General features: G+C 63.7%; 15 protein-coding genes and 1 tRNA gene. 14 read left to right on the top strand and 2 right to left on the bottom strand.

Annotated features, from left to right (window positions below):
- Window positions 1-74: 74 nt before the first annotated feature.
- On the top strand, window positions 75-869 hold the full coding sequence (locus EYF70_RS06595) for a GDSL-type esterase/lipase family protein (protein WP_371861707.1): 795 nt from the start codon (window positions 75-77) through the stop codon (window positions 867-869).
- A complete protein-coding gene (gene axe2C, locus EYF70_RS06600; protein ID WP_229420885.1) occupies window positions 869-1924 on the top strand; it encodes a bifunctional acetylxylan esterase/glucomannan deacetylase AxeC2 in 1056 nt (351 codons plus the stop codon). Before EYF70_RS06595 ends, axe2C begins: the two co-directional genes overlap by 1 nt.
- Before the next feature lie 162 nt (window positions 1925-2086).
- On the opposite strand, the gene EYF70_RS06605 is transcribed toward axe2C, so the two are convergent.
- Both EYF70_RS06605 and EYF70_RS06610 read right to left on the bottom strand, forming a co-directional pair.
- Window positions 2087-2740 (bottom strand): transposase, encoded by a 654-nt coding sequence (locus EYF70_RS06605; RefSeq protein ID WP_131144698.1) that lies wholly within the window; start codon window positions 2738-2740, stop codon window positions 2087-2089.
- 212 nt (window positions 2741-2952) lie between these two features.
- The gene (locus tag EYF70_RS06610) at window positions 2953-5673 is read right to left on the bottom strand and encodes a TonB-dependent receptor (protein ID WP_131144699.1); all 2721 of its coding nucleotides are present in this window, start codon (window positions 5671-5673) and stop codon (window positions 2953-2955) included.
- Window positions 5674-6111: 438 nt separating this feature from the next.
- On the opposite strand from EYF70_RS06610, the gene EYF70_RS06615 reads away from it, so the two are divergent.
- The 12 genes from EYF70_RS06615 to nuoF all read left to right on the top strand — a co-directional run bounded on the left by EYF70_RS06615 (window position 6112) and on the right by nuoF (window position 15612).
- Window positions 6112-6870: a GIN domain-containing protein gene (locus tag EYF70_RS06615; RefSeq protein ID WP_131144700.1), complete on the top strand. Its 759-nt coding sequence runs from the start codon at window positions 6112-6114 to the stop codon at window positions 6868-6870.
- A 96-nt stretch (window positions 6871-6966) separates the two neighbouring features.
- Complete coding sequence (locus tag EYF70_RS06620) at window positions 6967-7572, top strand: tetratricopeptide repeat protein (RefSeq protein ID WP_229420727.1); 606 nt, start codon at window positions 6967-6969, stop codon at window positions 7570-7572.
- 484 nt (window positions 7573-8056) lie between these two features.
- Entirely contained in the window at window positions 8057-9037 is a 981-nt protein-coding gene (locus EYF70_RS06625) for an NAD(P)H-quinone oxidoreductase (protein WP_131144702.1), read from the top strand.
- A 152-nt stretch (window positions 9038-9189) separates the two neighbouring features.
- Entirely contained in the window at window positions 9190-9939 is a 750-nt protein-coding gene (tpiA, locus tag EYF70_RS06630) for a triose-phosphate isomerase (protein ID WP_131144703.1), read from the top strand.
- 338 nt (window positions 9940-10277) lie between these two features.
- Complete coding sequence (gene secG / locus EYF70_RS06635; RefSeq protein ID WP_131144704.1) at window positions 10278-10757, top strand: preprotein translocase subunit SecG; 480 nt, start codon at window positions 10278-10280, stop codon at window positions 10755-10757.
- 96 nt (window positions 10758-10853) lie between these two features.
- Window positions 10854-10938, top strand: a tRNA-Leu gene (locus EYF70_RS06640).
- A gap of 181 nt (window positions 10939-11119) precedes the next feature.
- Entirely contained in the window at window positions 11120-11479 is a 360-nt protein-coding gene (locus EYF70_RS06645; RefSeq protein ID WP_131144705.1) for an NADH-quinone oxidoreductase subunit A, read from the top strand.
- A gap of 3 nt (window positions 11480-11482) precedes the next feature.
- Window positions 11483-11959, top strand: a complete 477-nt coding sequence (locus EYF70_RS06650; protein WP_130188314.1) for a NuoB/complex I 20 kDa subunit family protein — start codon at window positions 11483-11485, stop codon at window positions 11957-11959.
- A gap of 17 nt (window positions 11960-11976) precedes the next feature.
- Window positions 11977-12570: an NADH-quinone oxidoreductase subunit C gene (locus EYF70_RS06655; protein WP_131144706.1), complete on the top strand. Its 594-nt coding sequence runs from the start codon at window positions 11977-11979 to the stop codon at window positions 12568-12570.
- Window positions 12570-13823, top strand: a complete 1254-nt coding sequence (locus tag EYF70_RS06660; RefSeq protein ID WP_131144707.1) for an NADH-quinone oxidoreductase subunit D — start codon at window positions 12570-12572, stop codon at window positions 13821-13823. The genes EYF70_RS06655 and EYF70_RS06660 overlap by 1 nt, the downstream gene beginning before the upstream one ends.
- Before the next feature lie 17 nt (window positions 13824-13840).
- Window positions 13841-14317, top strand: a complete 477-nt coding sequence (gene nuoE / locus EYF70_RS06665; RefSeq protein ID WP_131144708.1) for an NADH-quinone oxidoreductase subunit NuoE — start codon at window positions 13841-13843, stop codon at window positions 14315-14317.
- A complete protein-coding gene (gene nuoF, locus EYF70_RS06670; RefSeq protein ID WP_131144709.1) occupies window positions 14314-15612 on the top strand; it encodes an NADH-quinone oxidoreductase subunit NuoF in 1299 nt (432 codons plus the stop codon). The genes nuoE and nuoF overlap by 4 nt, the downstream gene beginning before the upstream one ends.
- Window positions 15613-15619: the final 7 nt, after the last annotated feature.

Genomic DNA, 15619 nt, shown 5'->3' on the forward strand with positions numbered 1-15619 from the left:
GGTTCGGGCGGCCCCTGGGGACCGGTGGCGGGTTATCATTCCGCCACCGGTTCACGACCACACAGGAGATGAAGTTGAAGAAGAAGGTGATGTTGCTGGCGGCGCTGGCCGCGCTGGGGTTCTCGGGGGCCGCCTCGGCCGCGGACGAGAAGCGTTCGTGCGCGCTGAACGTCGAGCCGCGCACAGTGGAATATCCATGGATGTCGATCGCGCGCTGGCATGCAATGAACGATGGCCTGAAGGCGCGCGCCGCGCAGGGCGATGTCGACGTGCTGTTCCTCGGCGATTCGATCACCGAGATGTGGGACAAGACCGCGTGGGACAGCCGTTTCGGCAAGTACCGCGCGGCGAACTTCGGCATCGGCGGCGACCACACCGGCAACGTGCTGTGGCGCCTGAAGAACGACGGCATGGACAAGCTGCGGCCGAAGGTCGTGGTGCTGCTGATCGGCGTGAACAACTTCGGCCTGTGCAACGAGGAGCCGGAGCAGGTGAGCGGCGGCGTGAAGGCGGTCGTCGCAGAGCTGCGCACGCTGTATCCGGACGCCAGGATCCTCCTCAACGGCATCCTGCCGAACGGGCAACTGGCGCAGGACGAACGGCGCGCCAAGGCCAGGGCCGTGAACGGCGCGATCGCCGCCCTGGACGATGGCCGGCACGTGTTCTTCCGCGATTACGGTCCGCGCTTCCTGGAGGCGAACGGCGATATCGCGGCGGAGACGATGCCGGACTTCCTGCACCTGACGCCGAAGGCCTATGCGACGTGGGCCGAGGCGATGGGACCGGACATTGAGTTGTTGATGCGCGAGCAGCCGATGCCCGGGCAGCCGACGCCCGAGCAGCCGATGCAGAACAAGCCTGCACAGTGATGCGCTGGCCGGGCAAGCTTGCCTGCCTCGCGGCGCTGCTTTGCGGCGCCGGCGTGGCACATGGCGCCGAGGTGGTGCTGGCCGGTGGCGACAGCGTCGCGCGGATGGGGCGGATGGCCGATGCGCCCGGTGGGGCGGTGCGGTTCGCCTATCCGGGCGTGTCGTCGTTCATCCACTTCGCAGGGCGCGAACTGGTGCTCGAGGCTTCCACCACGGGAGACAAGAGCTACCTGGACGTGATCGTCGACGGCGTCTACGCGCGCTCCATCCACCTGTCGCCGCGCCGCTCGGCCTATCGTCTGGCGGGAGGCCTGGCGCCCGGCCCGCACACGGTGCAGGTGCTGCATCGTTCCGAAACGTGGCATGGCGTCGTCACGCTGCACGGCTTCGCGACGGACGGGCAAGTGCTCGCGCCGCCTTCGCTGCCGGCGCGCCGGGTGCTGTTCCTGGGCGACTCCGTCACGTGCGGGGAAGCGCTCGAGCGTATGCCGCCGGGAGCGAAGCAGCCCGTATGGTGGAACCCGCGGCTGTCGTACGGCATGCTGGCCGCCAACGCGCTCGGCGCGCAGGTGCAACTGGTCTGCCATGGCGGCCGGGGCCTGGTGCGCAGCTGGAACGGCCGCACCGATGAATTCAACCTGGACCGCTTCTACGGGCTGGCCATCGCCGCGCCCGACGCACCCGAGCCGTGGGACCAGCGGCGCTACGCGCCCGACCTGATCGTCAGCGCGATCGGCACCAACGACTTCAACCAGGGCATCCCCGATCGCGCTCAGTACGTCGACACCTATGCCGCGTTCGTCCTCACGCTGCTGCGCGACCACCCGCAGGCGCACATCGTGCTGACCGAAGGCGCCATCCTCGACGGCGACAAGAAAGCCGCACTCACGGCCTATATCACCGAAACCATCAGCCGCACGGCCAGCCCCCGCGTGCACCACATCCCCTCCCGCCACTACCCCGGCGACACCGAGGACGCCCACCCCACCCGCGACCAGCACCAGCAAATGGCCAACGATTTCGTTCCAGCCCTGCGACAACTGATGAGCTGGTAGCAAAACAACACCGGTGCGGTACGGCGCTCCGGCAGTCCCCGTTTTATTTCCAAACACCGGGGTCAGACCCCGATTCCAGGAAATATTTCCAAAAACTGGGGTCAGACCCCGTTTTCAGGCAATGTTATTCAGTGCCGGTTGCGTATCCCGTTTTGGCAATTTCTACGTTTCCTGTACCAGCACTCTCCGACTTACGCGGGGGGCTGGAGGTCTGCCAACTGGGTGATTGCCAGCGATTGCTTTCCTTATGGCATCCAACTGATACGGCAAAATCGAATTGGAGAAGAGATCGCGGTATGCGGCATGACGCCGATCGGCCTGGGTGCCAAGTGCCATGTAAAGCGGATGCGGCGTTAGCAGAACGTCGTTTCGCATTCCTGAGTTACCGGCGTAGCTCGACCATTGGTAACGTCCTGCCGAGTCGACTATACAAGCCCGGACAGGGTTCAATTCGACATAACGCTGGCAAGTAAAAAAGTACTCTTCGACGGGAACAGGGCTGGATCGAAATCTGCCTTCCCACCATGTACCTTTTCGTTCGAATCGGCGGTTGAGATATTGCGTGTATCTTTGCGATACCCCCTTCATCAGGGCCGAAATTTGCTCGATCTCGTCCGCTGTGGCGAGAATATGCACGTGGTTCGTCATCAACACGTATGCGTGAATCGCCACGCCGTTAAAGCGCGAGTAATCACGTAGCCACTCGAGATAGACCGTGTAATCCGACCATCCAAAGAAGCATGGCTGTCGAAGGTGCCCACGCTGGATGATGTGAAGGGGACAGCCAGGTAACAGCAATCGAGCGCGGCGGGCCATGAGTAGCTCCTTGGTCGGGGGGCCAACTGTGGCATGAGGAGCTATGGACTCGACTGACTCAGCTCAACGTAAATGCGGCATCGAAAAGTTTCCTAAAACCGGGGTCTGACCCCGGTTTTAGGAAATGTTTCCCGGTCTTGGGGTCAGACCCCGCTTTTTGGCAACAAAAAAGCCGCGCGGAGCGCGGCTGTGAAGTCACCTCGGAGCAGGGGTCAATACTCGGCGCCCAGCCGCACGCCGAACATGCGGGGTTCGACGAAGTTGGCTTTCATGAATCCGCCGTTGACGGAGTCACGGTTCTTGGCGGCGTGGCTGTTCGAAACGTTGCGCACGTACAGTTCGGCGTACCACTTGTCGTTCGGGGCGTCCAGGCGGGCGGACATGTCGCCCATCGCGTAAGCCTTCTGGTAGCGGCCGATGTGGGCGAACTCGGAGTTGCGCATGTCGAAGTAGGCCTTGTCGCGCCAGTTCACCTTGACGTACGGCGTGATGCGGTAGCCGTTTTCAAGCGCGAACTCCTGCGAGAAGTTCAGGTTGACCTGGTACTTCGGCGTGTTCGGCAGGTGGTTGCCGTCGACGTTGTACAGCCGCCGGCCGATCAGTGCCTTGTCCGGGCCGGCGTAAGCGGTCGGGCAGGGCTCGATGCCCAGTTCGACGCGCACATCGCACTGGTAGTCGTCGGAGAACTCCTTGAAGTCGTGCACGTCGGTGTTGATGAACGCGAAGCCGCCGCCGAAGCGCGCGCCGCGCCATGGCCGGTAGTCCCACTCGATCTCCAGGCCGGGGATGTCCACCTTGCCGACGTTGATCGTGCGCCAGCCTTCATACACGTCGCACTTCGGCTGGTCGGACGGGCAGGGCAGGCCGGCGGCCGGGATGATCTGGTTGATGAAGTAGGTGCCGGTCAGCTGCATGTCCTTGTACTTCATGAAGAAGGCGGTGGCCGACAGCGACAGCCGGTTGTCCAGGAACTTGCCCTTGTAGCCCAGCTCGAAGTTGGTCACGGTTTCCGGGCCGTACGGCAGGAAGGTCACCACGCCCGGCTTGCCGTCCGCGCACATCTGGTAGTTGCAGCTGTCGGTCTTGTCGGCGAAGCCGCCGGCCTTGTAGCCGGTCGAGACGGACGCGTAGCCCATCTGGTTCGGCGTGAACTGCTTCTGCAGGCCGACGCGCCAGGTGACCTTCTTCCAGGTTTCCTTGTGGTCGTTCGAGGTCGGCGAACCATACAGGTGATACGCGCCCACGCTGCCACCCATGGCCGGCGTGAGGTCGGTGCCGTCGTGCACATGGAAGCCCGGCGTGCCCGGCGTGCCCTGGCTGTACAGGCCATTGTAGTAATTGGGGCTGCCGATCCAGTTGGCGCCATACACCTCGCCGCCCTGGTCTTCCTTGCTGTCGCGGCTGTAGCGGGCGCCCAGCGTGCCGGTCCAGCCGGGCGCGAACTTCCAGTCGGCCTGCGCGAACGCGGCCTTGGCGTCGACCTGGCGGTTCGGCTGGTGGTACAGCACCGAGCCGACATCGCCGAACGGCTTCTGGATGGTCTCCGTCATTTCATAGTCGATGCTGTTCCGCTCGTGCATCCAGAACAGGCCGGCCACGTACTGCAAGGGACCGAACGTCTGCTTCAGCTGTGCTTCATGCACGGTGGAGAGGTAGCGCGAGTCGAGTGTGCGGTGGAATACATCCTTCATCGGCCAGGTGCCCCAGTTGCCGGTCGGCGTGTTCGGATACATGCCGTTCACCTGGAACGGCGCGGCGTGCTGCATGCCGCGGTCGTCGTCGGTGATTTCCGAGCGCTTCTGGTCGGCCACCTGGAACGTGTAGTCGAAGGTGGTGTCGGGATTGATCGTCCACGACAGGCCGGTGCGCAGCGTGCGGATCTGCATGTCGACCGAGCCGGGCACGTTGATCAGCAGGTCCCATTTGCCGGTGCCCGGCGCGCAGGCGTAGCGGGTGCCCACGGTGGCGGCGCAATCGCGGAAGTCGGCACCGCCCGCGCCGTTGTCCTGGAAGTGCTCGTAGGCCGCCCTCAGCGTGAGGTCCTGGTTCACCTTGTACAGCGCCGAGAGGCGCGCCGCCCACTGGTCCTGGTTGGTGTAGAACTTGTCCTTGCCGATCACCGCGTTGAAGCGCTGGTCGACATCCGGCTTGCCGTTCGGGACCCAGCCATACTCCGGCGCATTGGCTTCGGACAGGTCGCGCATCTGGTTCGCATAGCCGTCGCGCCGCACCACCATGAAGGTGCCGCGCAGCGCCAGCTTGTCGTTGACGGCGACGTTCTGCACCACCGAGACCTGCTTCTTGCGGTAGTTGCCGATGTCGATATTGGCCTTGCCATAGGTGCCCGAGAAGTCCGGCTTGGCCGAGATGACGTTGATGCTGCCGCCGGTCGAATTGCGGCCGAACAGCGTGCCCTGCGGCCCGCGCAGCACCTCCACCTGGTCGATGTCGAACATCAGCGCCTGCGCACCCTGCGGCCGCGGCGAATACATGCCGTCGACGTGGAAGCCGACGGCCGGGTCGCCGGTCTCGGTGAAGTTGGACGACGTGATGCCGCGGATCGTCACCTGCACGGCCGAATCCAGGCTGCCGCTCTCGATCACCACGTTGGGGATTTCATTGGCCAGGTCGCGCAGGCTGGTGGCGCCCTTGCGCGTCAGCTGCTCCTGGCTGAAGGCCGACACGGCCAGCGGCGTGCGCAGCAGCGAGGTCGAGTAGCGCGTCGCCGTGACTTTCACTTCGGGGATCTGGTCGCCCGCATTGGTCGGGCCCAGCGTCGGCGCTTCGGCCGGCGGGGTAGCGTTGGCGGCGGCCGCGGGATCGGTTTCGGCATTCGCGCCGGCCTGGGCATGCGCGGACAGCGGTGTCACTGCCGCGGCCAGGCTGCAGGCGCTGGCCACGGCAAGGCTGATCATGGTTCTTCTGAATCGCATTTCGTCTCCTTGGAATATCGGCCGGGGGCGGCCTTTTTGTCGAGACGAGTATTCATTTTTAAAAAAGCAAGATCAAGCAATTCCCAAAATGCCGTTGCTGTTTAATCGCCTTTACTAAACAGCGGTGGAATGGCGCCCGCTGGCGGCGGAAGGCCCCGTGGTGCCCGCTTCCGTTGTTGCGTGAAGATGGCGGTGCGCCGGGTGGCATGCGGCGTGGAAGGCGCGGCCAGGGCCCCGATTTCGTCGTCCGCACCGCGATTCCTGCATTTCGTCGCAACCGGCGAGCCACCGGGCGCCGTCCGGGCTACCATGGCAGCATCGACCCAACATACCCGGAAGGAGCACGCCATGATCACCGCACACATTACCTGTCGCCCCTTCCGGGTCCAGCCGGCGCACGCCGCCCGCTGAGCAATCAACCCGAGAACAGGAAGCACCATGCACAAACCACTCAGCCTTGCCCTCCTGATGACGACCCTGTGGCTGATGCTCGGCGCGGCCAGCGCCGAGGAAGCCACCGCAACCAGGACCATCGACGCCAGGGTGGTGCGCGTCAAGCTCGACGGGGTGATCGACCTGAGGCTGATGCAGGGTGCCGAACCGTCGCTGCGGATTATCGGCGACCGGCGCTTCGTCGACAAGGCGATCGCGGTGCAGACGGGCGATACGCTGCAGCTGGACAGCGATACCAATGACGGCAAGCTTCGCCGCGCGGGATTGCGCGCCGAACTGGTGCTGCCGCAGTTGCGCGAAGTGGTGTCCGATGGCGTGGGCAGCACGGAAGTCTCCGGTTTTTCAGGCGACGAGATCGACATCACGCTCGACGGCGCCGGCAGCATGAAGATCGTCAGCGCGTACCGGCGCCTGAGGGCGACCTTGTGCGGCATGGGCAGCATGCACGTGTGGGTCGCCGATGGCGAAGACGTGGAACTCGACCTGCGCGGCGCCGGCTACGTGACGCTGGGCGGCACCAGCAAGCAGCTGCGCGCGTCGCTGGGCGGGCTGGGTGGGTTGAATGCGCAGCAGTTCCAGGCCGATTCGGTGGACATCGACCTGTCCGGCCTGGGCAATGCGACGGTGAATGCGCGGACCAACGCCAACCTGCACCTGTCCGGCCTCGGCTCGGTCACCGTGTATGGCAAGCCGCTGAACCGCAACGTCAGCGTCGATGGCCTCGGCAAGGTCAGCTGGAAGTAGCGACAAAAAACAACGTGACCGGACATTGGCTCCGGACGAGACGGAACAAGTAAAAGAACGAATCCCATTCTCGCGATGAAAAAACTAGGACGTTTCATGATGGCGCTCGCCGCCTCCACCGTGATCGCGCTGGCCTTGCATGGCAGCGCGATCGCCGGTTTTGCCGAGGGCGCGACCGCGTACAACAACCGCAACTACGGGCTCGCCTACAAGGAAATCCTGCCGCTGGCGCGGGCCGGCAACGCCGACGCGGAGCACCTGCTGGGCCTGATGTACTACATGGGCCGCGGCGTGCAGCAGGACTACCGGCAGGCGCTGATGTGGCACCGCCGCGCCGCGCTGCAGGGCAAGGCCGACGCGCAGTATGTGGTCGGCGCCATGTACTACACCGGCAACGCCGTGATCCAGGATCACCGGCAGGCCGTCACGTGGTTCCGCAAGGCGGCCGAGCAGGGCCACCCGGATGCGCAGCAGGTGCTGGGACTGATGTACCGGTACCACATCGGCGGCATGCCGCAGGATAACGTGATCGCCTACATGCTGTGGAACCTGGCCGCTGCTGGCGGCAACCCCAACGCCGCCGAACAGCGCACCGCCGTCGCCAAGAAGATGACGCCCGAACAGATCGAGGAAGGCCAGGCCCTCTCCGCCGCCTGGCGCCCCGGCAAGCCACTCCCCCGCACCTCGCGCACTGGTGGGTGAAGCAGGGAATTCGCGAAGCACTGCTTCGCGCCTGCGGAACGACGCAGCCTTGCAAGGCTGCGGCTGGATGCATGAGCATTCGAGTAGGGTTTCGCGAAGCACTGCTTCGCGCTCGCCGAACGACGCAGCCTTGCAAGGCTGCGGCTGGATGCATGAGCATTCGAGTCGGGTTTCGCGAAGCAACGCTTCGTGCTGGCCGAGCGGTGCGGCCCTACATGGCCGCACCTTCGCGAAGCACTGCTTGCGGGTAATCCCCAACCAGGGGACAGCGACTCAATGATCTACCGGGTATCACGCCCTCTGGACAATTCGACGCTGGAACACCCATCCCAGGCAATCTTCTCCCAAAATCGGAGCCTGTCCCCGGTTTCCAGGAAAAACAGGGACGGACCCAGTTTTCCAGGCAATCTTTCCCAAAAATCGGAGCCTGTCCCCGGTTTTTCGGCCGGCGCGCTAAAATCGCCCTTTCCCTGAAAGGATGACCATGCGCGCAATCGAGATCACCAAGGCCGGTCCGCCGGACGTACTCCGGCTGTGCTACCGCGACAAGCCCCAGCCCGGTCCGGGCGAAGTGCTGATCCGCGTGCACGCGGCCGGCATCAACCGCCCGGACGTGTTCCAGCGCCTCGGCAGCTACGCGCCGCCGCCGGGTGCGTCCGACCTGCCGGGCCTGGAAGTGGCGGGCGAGGTGGTCGAGGGTGATTTCGCCAACAGCGAATGGCGCGCGGGCGACCTGGTCTGCGCGCTGGTGCAGGGCGGCGGCTATGCCGAATATGTGGTCGCGCCGGTCGAGCAGTGCCTGCCGGTGCCGCATGGGCTGTCCCTGATCGAAGCCGCTTCGCTGCCGGAAACCTATTTCACCGTGTGGAGCAACGTCTTCGACCGCGCCCGGCTCGGCCCCGGCGAATCGCTGCTGGTGCAGGGCGGCACCTCCGGCATCGGCGTGACGGCGATCCAGCTGGCCAGCGCGCTGGGCCACCGCGTGTTCGCCACGGCGGGCACCGACGACAAGGCGCGCGCCTGCGAGCAGCTGGGCGCCGAGCGGGGCATCAATTACCGGCGCGAGGATTTCGCCGCGTGCGTCAAGCAGCTCACCGGCGACAACGGCGTCGACGTCATCCTCGACATGGTCGGCGGCGATTACCTGCCGCGCGAGATCAACTGCCTGGCCGACGATGGCCGCATCGCCATCATCGCGCTGCTGGGCGGCGCCAAGGGCACGCTGGACATGGGCCAGGTGCTGCGCCGCCGCCTCACCGTCACCGGTTCCACGCTGCGGCCCCGCTCGGTGGCATTCAAGGCCGCGATCGCCCACCAGCTGCGCGACAAGGTGTGGCCGCTGCTGGAGGCGAAGAAGATCCGCCCGGTGATCTATGAGAGCTTCCCGCTCGAGCAGGCGGTCGAGGCGCACAAGCTGATGGAGAGCAGCACCCACGTCGGCAAGATCATGCTGCAGGTGACCTGAGCGCCGCAAGGCGGCGTCACCGGGCTGTCACGGCAGGGCGCTATAGTGACCCGCAGGCTTGCTCATCGAATTGACGATTGCGGGTTTGACCCTGTATTGCCGAGCACGTTACAATCCCGGGTTACCTTACAACTCAAACAACTCGGACAGCCATGCGTCGCAAACTCGTCATCGGAAACTGGAAGATGAACGGCAGCCTTGCCGGCAATTCTGTATTATTACGCGGGATCGTCGCAGGCCATGCCGCCGGCAATGCCGATATGGCAGTGTGTGTACCGGCGCCGTACCTGGCGCAGTGCCAGGCGGAGCTGTCCGGAACGCCGGTCGCGTGGGGCGCGCAGGACGTGTCGGCCTATGCCGCCGGTGCCTACACGGGCGAGATGGCGGCCTCGATGCTGCAGGAATTCGGTTGCCGCTACGTGCTCGTCGGTCACTCCGAGCGCCGCGCGTACCACCACGAAAGCAATGAGCTGGTGGCGCAAAAGGCGCTTGCCGCGCTCAACGCCGGGCTGACCCCGGTGGTGTGCGTGGGTGAAACGCTGGAGCAGCGCGAGGCGGGCAGGACCAACGTCGTGGTATGCGCGCAACTGCAAGCGGTGCTCGACGTGCTGGAAAACCCGGCGCTGGAAAAGATCGTGCTGGCCTACGAGCCCGTGTGGGCGATCGGCACCGGCAAGACGGCCACGCCGGCGCTGGCGCAGGAAGTGCACGCCGCGCTGCGCAAGCAGGTGGCGGTGCGCAGCGCGGAGGCGGCGGCGAAGTTGCAGATCCTGTACGGCGGCAGCATGAAGCCCGAGAATGCGGGAGATCTGATGGCCCAGGCCGATATCGACGGTGGCCTGATCGGTGGCGCATCGCTGAAGGCGCAGGATTTCCTGGGCATCGCAAAAGCAGGAAACTGAGCAGCAAATCAAGCAGCAAATTCGGCGGCAAATGATTTTCGAACGCCAGCGGTAATGCCGGATTAGTAACGGCTGGTAATTGCCTGCCGGTGATGTGGTAACCGGGCGGTAAGCGCGGCTTGAATCGGTTATTGCCCAGCTATCGACCAGCTATTGCCCGGTAATCGCTGGTAATCGGCTGGCAATGGCCGGGTAGCGAATCTGGTAATTGCCGGGTTGGCGTGCCGATAATGGATATTAACTGAACGGCCAATCGGCCGGCAGTGCAGGAACATCCCGGTAACGGGTGGGGTAGGCGGGCCGCAAGCCCGCGCATTTAAAATTGAGAATGGAATAGCATGAACACCTTGTTCAATCTGGTCGTGGTAGTACAGGTTTTATCGGCGCTGGCCATCATCGGCCTCGTGCTGATGCAGCACGGCAAAGGCGCCGACATGGGCGCCGCGTTTGGTTCCGGTTCGTCCGGCAGCCTGTTCGGTGCCAGCGGTTCGTCGAACTTCCTGTCGAAGTCGACGGCGCTGGCGGCGGCGATCTTCTTCGGTGCGACGCTCGGGCTGGCGGTGATGTCCAATGGCCGTACCGCGAACAGCGGTGGCGGCATCCTGCAGAACGTGACCGTGCCGGTCAAGGGTTCGGCGGCCATTCCGGCGGCGGCGCCTGCTGCGCCGGCAGCACCGGCAGCGAATGCCGGCGTGCCACCTGCCTCGAACGCCGGCGTGCCGGCTGCCACGACCGAAGGCGCTGCAACGGGTGCCACTGAAGGTGTCACTGAAGGCGCTGCGCCGGCAACGGCTCCCGCGCCCGCAGTACCGAAGTAAAACGAATAATTTTGAAGTTTTTGCCGTTTTTCTCCTTGATATCGCGCAATTGACATTAACAAACGGCGCAAAGACGAGTAGAATAGCGGCCTTAATGCCGACGTGGTGAAATTGGTAGACACGCTATCTTGAGGGGGTAGTGGCGCAAGCTGTACGAGTTCGAGTCTCGTCGTCGGCACCAGAAATTTGAGAAGCCAGCAAAAGGCCCAGGAGTTTGTCCTCACAGCCTCTAGCTGGTTTTTTTACGAGGATGTGTCGTTCGGTCCCCGTCTCAGCATTCGATAGGGGTCGAGCTTCCAGACCGCACCGCAACGGTGTGGTACCTCGCCAACCGGTCGTTCAACAACAGCTGTGACCCTATCGTGAACCTCGAAACTTATTTCCCCGTACTTCTATTTATCCTGGTCGGCATCGGTGTCGGTGTAGCCCCCCAGGTACTGGGCCGTCTGCTGGGTCCATATCGCCCCGACGCGGCGAAGCTCTCCCCCTACGAGTGCGGCTTCGAAGCCTTCGAAGACGCGCGCATGAAATTCGACGTGCGTTACTACCTCGTCGCAATCCTCTTCATTCTGTTCGACCTTGAAACGGCTTTCTTCTTCCCATGGGGCGTCTCCATGCGCGAACTGGGCTGGCAGGGCTACGTGACGATGATGGTGTTCATCGCTGAATTCGTCGTCGGTTTTTGGTATATCTGGAAGAAAGGTGCCCTTGATTGGGAATAAGCCATGGCTATTGAAGGCGTATTAAACGAAGGTTTCATCACCACCTCGGCCGACAAGCTGATCAACTGGGCACGCACCGGGTCGATGTTCCCGATGACGTTCGGCCTGGCGTGCTGCGCGGTTGAAATGATGCACGTGGGCGCTGCCCGTTACGACATGGACCGCTTCGGCGTCGTGTTCCGTCCGTCGCCGCGTCACTCCGACGTGATGATCGTGGCCGGCACGCTGTGCAACAAGATGGCGCCGGCACTGCGCAAGGTGTACGACCAGATGCCGGAACCGCGCTGGGTCATCTCGATGGGCTCGTGCGCCAACGGCGGCGGCTACTACCACTACTCCTACTCCGTCGTGCGCGGCTGCGATCGCATCGTGCCCGTCGACGTCTACGTGCCGGGTTGCCCGCCGACCGCCGAGGCACTGTTGTACGGCATCATGCAGCTGCAAAACAAGATCAAGCGCACCAATACGATTGCACGGTAACGGGGCGCTCAAGATATATGACAACACAACTGGAAGCTTTGCAAGGCGCCATTACCGGCGCCCTGGGCGAGCGCGTCACGCTCAGCGTGGCCCTCGGTGAAATCACCCTGGTCGTCAAGGCCGACGACTACCACGCAGTGATGCAGACGCTGCGCGACAATGCCGCACTCGGATTCGATACCTTCATCGACCTGTGCGGCATCGACTATTCCGCCTATGGCGAAGGCACGTGGGAAGGCCCGCGCTTCGCGGCCGTCACGCACCTGCTGTCCGTCAAGCACAACTGGCGCGTACGCGTGCGCGTGTTCTGCCCGGACGACGAGATGCCCCTGGTGCAGTCGATCACCGACATCTGGCGTGCCGCCAACTGGTACGAGCGCGAAGCGTTCGACCTGTACGGCATCCTGTTCGAAGGCCACAACGACCTGCGCCGCATCCTGACCGACTACGGTTTCATCGGCCACCCGTTCCGCAAGGACTTCCCGGTCGCCGGCTACGTGGAAATGCGCTACGACGCCGAACAGGGCCGCGTGATCTACCAGCCCGTGACGATCGAGCCGCGCGAAAACGTGCCGCGCGTGATCCGGGAAGAAAAATACGGGATGAAATAATGGCTGAGATTAAGAATTACACCCTGAACTTTGGTCCGCAGCACCCGGCAGCGCACGGCGTGCTGCGCCTCGTGCTGGAGCTGGACGGCGAAGTGATCCAGCGCGCCGACCCGCACATCGGCCTGCTGCACCGCGCCACCGAGAAGCTGGCCGAGCAGAAGACCTACCTGCAGTCGGTGCCGTACATGGACCGCCTCGACTACGTGTCGATGATGTGCAACGAGCACGGCTACGTGCTGGCCATCGAGAAGCTGCTGGGCATCGAGGTTCCTCTTCGTGCCCAGTACATCCGCGTGATGTTCGACGAGATCACCCGCATCCTGAACCACCTGATGTGGCTGGGCGCGCACGCGCTGGACGTCGGCGCCATGGGCCCGTTCCTGTACTGCTTCCGCGACCGCGAAGACCTGTTCGACTGCTACGAGGCGGTATCCGGCGCGCGCATGCACGCGGCCTACTACCGCCCGGGCGGCGTGTACCGCGACCTGCCGGACGCGATGCCGAAGCACCGTCCGTCGTCGATCCGCAGCCAGAAGGAAATCGACCGCCTGAACGAACACCGCCAGGGTTCGCTGCTGGACTTCCTGGAAGCGTTCACGACCCGCTTCCCCGGCTATGTCGACGAATATGAAACGCTTCTGACCGATAACCGTATCTGGAAGCAGCGTACCGTCGGCATCGGCGTGGTGACTCCGGAAGACGCGCTGGCGATGGGCTTCACCGGCGCCATGCTGCGCGGCTCCGGCGTGCAGTGGGACCTGCGCAAGAAGCAGCCGTACGAAGTGTACGACCTGATGGACTTCGACATCCCCATCGGCACCAACGGCGACTGCTACGACCGCTACCTGGTGCGCGTGGAAGAGCTGCGCCAGTCGAACCGCATCATCAAGCAGTGCATCGAATGGCTGCGCAACAACCCGGGCCCGGTCATGACGGACAACCGCAAGGTCGCTCCGCCGTCGCGCGTGGACATGAAGTCCAACATGGAATCGCTGATCCACCACTTCAAGCTGTTCCAGGAAGGCTTCCACGTACCGCCGGGCGAGGTCTACACGGCCATCGAACACCCGAAGGGCGAATTCGGCATCTACATCGTTTCCGACGGTGCCAACAAGCCGTACCGCCTGAAGATCCGTACGCCGGACTACACGCACCTGCAAAGCCTGGATGAAATGGCGCGCGGTCACATGATCGCCGACGCCGTCACCATCATCGGCACGCAGGACATCGTGTTCGGCAGTATCGACCGCTAACGAGGCAGGAAAAGATTATGTTATCCGAGCAGTGCTATAAAAAAATCGACCGCGAGCTGGCCAAGTACCCGGCCGACCAGCGCCAGTCGGCCGTGATGGCCTCGCTGGCTCATGCCCAGGTCGAACTGGGCTGGCTGTCGCCTGAAACGATGAAGGAAATCGCCGACTACATCGGCATGCCGGCCATCGCCGTGCAGGAAGTCGCGACCTTCTACAACATGTACAACCTGAAGCCGGTCGGCAAGCACAAGATCACCGTGTGCACCAACCTGCCGTGCGCATTGAGCGGCGGCGTGAAGGCCGGCGAGCACCTGAAGCAGAAGCTGGGCATCGACTACCGCGACACCACCGACGACGGCGAGTTCACCTTGCTGGAAGGCGAGTGCATGGGTGCCTGCGGCGACGCGCCGGTGCTGCTGGTGAACAACCACCGCATGTGCAGTTTCATGAACAACGACAAACTCGACGCGCTGGTGGAGGAACTGAAGAAATGACTTCCCTCCACGACCGCCACATCAATCCGCTGATCCTGAAGGACCTGAACGGCGACAACTGGCACCTGGCCGACTACGTGAAGCGTGGCGGCTATTCGGCGCTGCGCCGCATCCTGGAAGAAAAGATCCCGCCCGAGCAGATCATCGCCGAGCTGAAGACGTCCGGCCTGCGCGGCCGCGGCGGCGCGGGTTTCCCGACCGGCCTGAAGTGGAGCTTCATGCCGCGCCAGTTCCCGGGCCAGAAATACCTCGTCTGCAATACCGACGAAGGCGAGCCGGGCACGTTCAAGGACCGCGACATCATCCGCTACAACCCGCATTCGCTGATCGAAGGCATGGCCATCGGCGCGTATGCGATGGGCATCACCGTGGGCTACAACTACATCCACGGCGAGATCTTCCAGGACTACCTGCGCTTTGAAGAAGCGCTGGAAGAAGCCCGCGCCGAAGGCTTCCTGGGCGACCGGATCATGGGCAGCGAGTTCAGCTTCCAGCTGCACGCGCACCACGGCTACGGCGCCTACATCTGCGGCGAGGAAACCGCGCTGCTGGAATCGCTGGAAGGCAAGAAAGGCCAGCCGCGCTTCAAGCCGCCATTCCCGGCCTCGTTCGGCCTGTATGGCAAGCCGACCACGATCAACAACACGGAAACCTTCGCGGCCGTACCGTTCATCCTGAACATCGGCGCCGAGAACTACCTGGGCCTGGGCAAGCCGAACAACGGCGGCACGAAGATCTTCTCGATCTCCGGCGACGTGGAGCGTCCGGGCAACTACGAAGTTCCGCTCGGCACGCCGTTCGCGAAGCTGATGGAGCTGGCCGGCGGCATGCGCGGCGGCAAGAAGATCAAGGCCGTCATCCCGGGTGGTTCGTCCGCCCCGGTGATCCGCGGCGAGATCATGATGCAGACCGACCTGGACTACGACTCGATCGCCAAGGCGGGTTCGATGCTGGGTTCCGGCGCCGTGATCGTGATGGACGAGACGCGCTGCATGGTCAAGGCGCTGGAACGCCTGTCGTACTTCTACTACGAGGAATCGTGCGGCCAGTGCACGCCGTGCCGTGAAGGCACGGGCTGGATGTACCGGATGATCCACCGCATCGAGCACGGCCAGGGCCGCCAGACCGACCTGGACATGCTGAACTCGATCGCCGACAACATCCAGGGCCGCACCATCTGCGCGCTGGGCGATGCCGCGGCGATGCCGGTGCGCGCGTTCATCAAGCAATTCCGCGAAGAATTCGAATATCACGTCGAGCACAAGCACTGCCTGGTGCCTGTGTCGGCCTTCTAAAGCGTTG

This window comes from Pseudoduganella albidiflava (genome assembly GCF_004322755.1).
GTDB classification, from domain to species: Bacteria; Pseudomonadota; Gammaproteobacteria; order Burkholderiales; family Burkholderiaceae_D; genus Rugamonas; species Rugamonas albidiflava.

Bases quoted from the DNA above. Each gene is read 5' to 3' on its own strand.
- EYF70_RS06610 (WP_131144699.1), bottom strand. From the start codon at position 5,673: ATGCGATTCAGAAGAACCATGATCAGCCTTGCCGTGGCCAGCGCCTGC.
- EYF70_RS06605 (WP_131144698.1), bottom strand. From the start codon at position 2,740: ATGGCCCGCCGCGCTCGATTGCTGTTACCTGGCTGTCCCCTTCACATC.
- secG (WP_131144704.1), top strand. From the start codon at position 10,278: ATGAACACCTTGTTCAATCTGGTCGTGGTAGTACAGGTTTTATCGGCG.
- nuoE (WP_131144708.1), top strand. From the start codon at position 13,841: ATGTTATCCGAGCAGTGCTATAAAAAAATCGACCGCGAGCTGGCCAAG.
- EYF70_RS06655 (WP_131144706.1), top strand. From the start codon at position 11,977: ATGACAACACAACTGGAAGCTTTGCAAGGCGCCATTACCGGCGCCCTG.
- tpiA (WP_131144703.1), top strand. From the start codon at position 9,190: ATGCGTCGCAAACTCGTCATCGGAAACTGGAAGATGAACGGCAGCCTT.
- EYF70_RS06650 (WP_130188314.1), top strand. From the start codon at position 11,483: ATGGCTATTGAAGGCGTATTAAACGAAGGTTTCATCACCACCTCGGCC.
- EYF70_RS06615 (WP_131144700.1), top strand. From the start codon at position 6,112: ATGCACAAACCACTCAGCCTTGCCCTCCTGATGACGACCCTGTGGCTG.
- nuoF (WP_131144709.1), top strand. From the start codon at position 14,314: ATGACTTCCCTCCACGACCGCCACATCAATCCGCTGATCCTGAAGGAC.
- EYF70_RS06660 (WP_131144707.1), top strand. From the start codon at position 12,570: ATGGCTGAGATTAAGAATTACACCCTGAACTTTGGTCCGCAGCACCCG.
- EYF70_RS06620 (WP_229420727.1), top strand. From the start codon at position 6,967: ATGATGGCGCTCGCCGCCTCCACCGTGATCGCGCTGGCCTTGCATGGC.
- axe2C (WP_229420885.1), top strand. From the start codon at position 869: ATGCGCTGGCCGGGCAAGCTTGCCTGCCTCGCGGCGCTGCTTTGCGGC.
- EYF70_RS06625 (WP_131144702.1), top strand. From the start codon at position 8,057: ATGCGCGCAATCGAGATCACCAAGGCCGGTCCGCCGGACGTACTCCGG.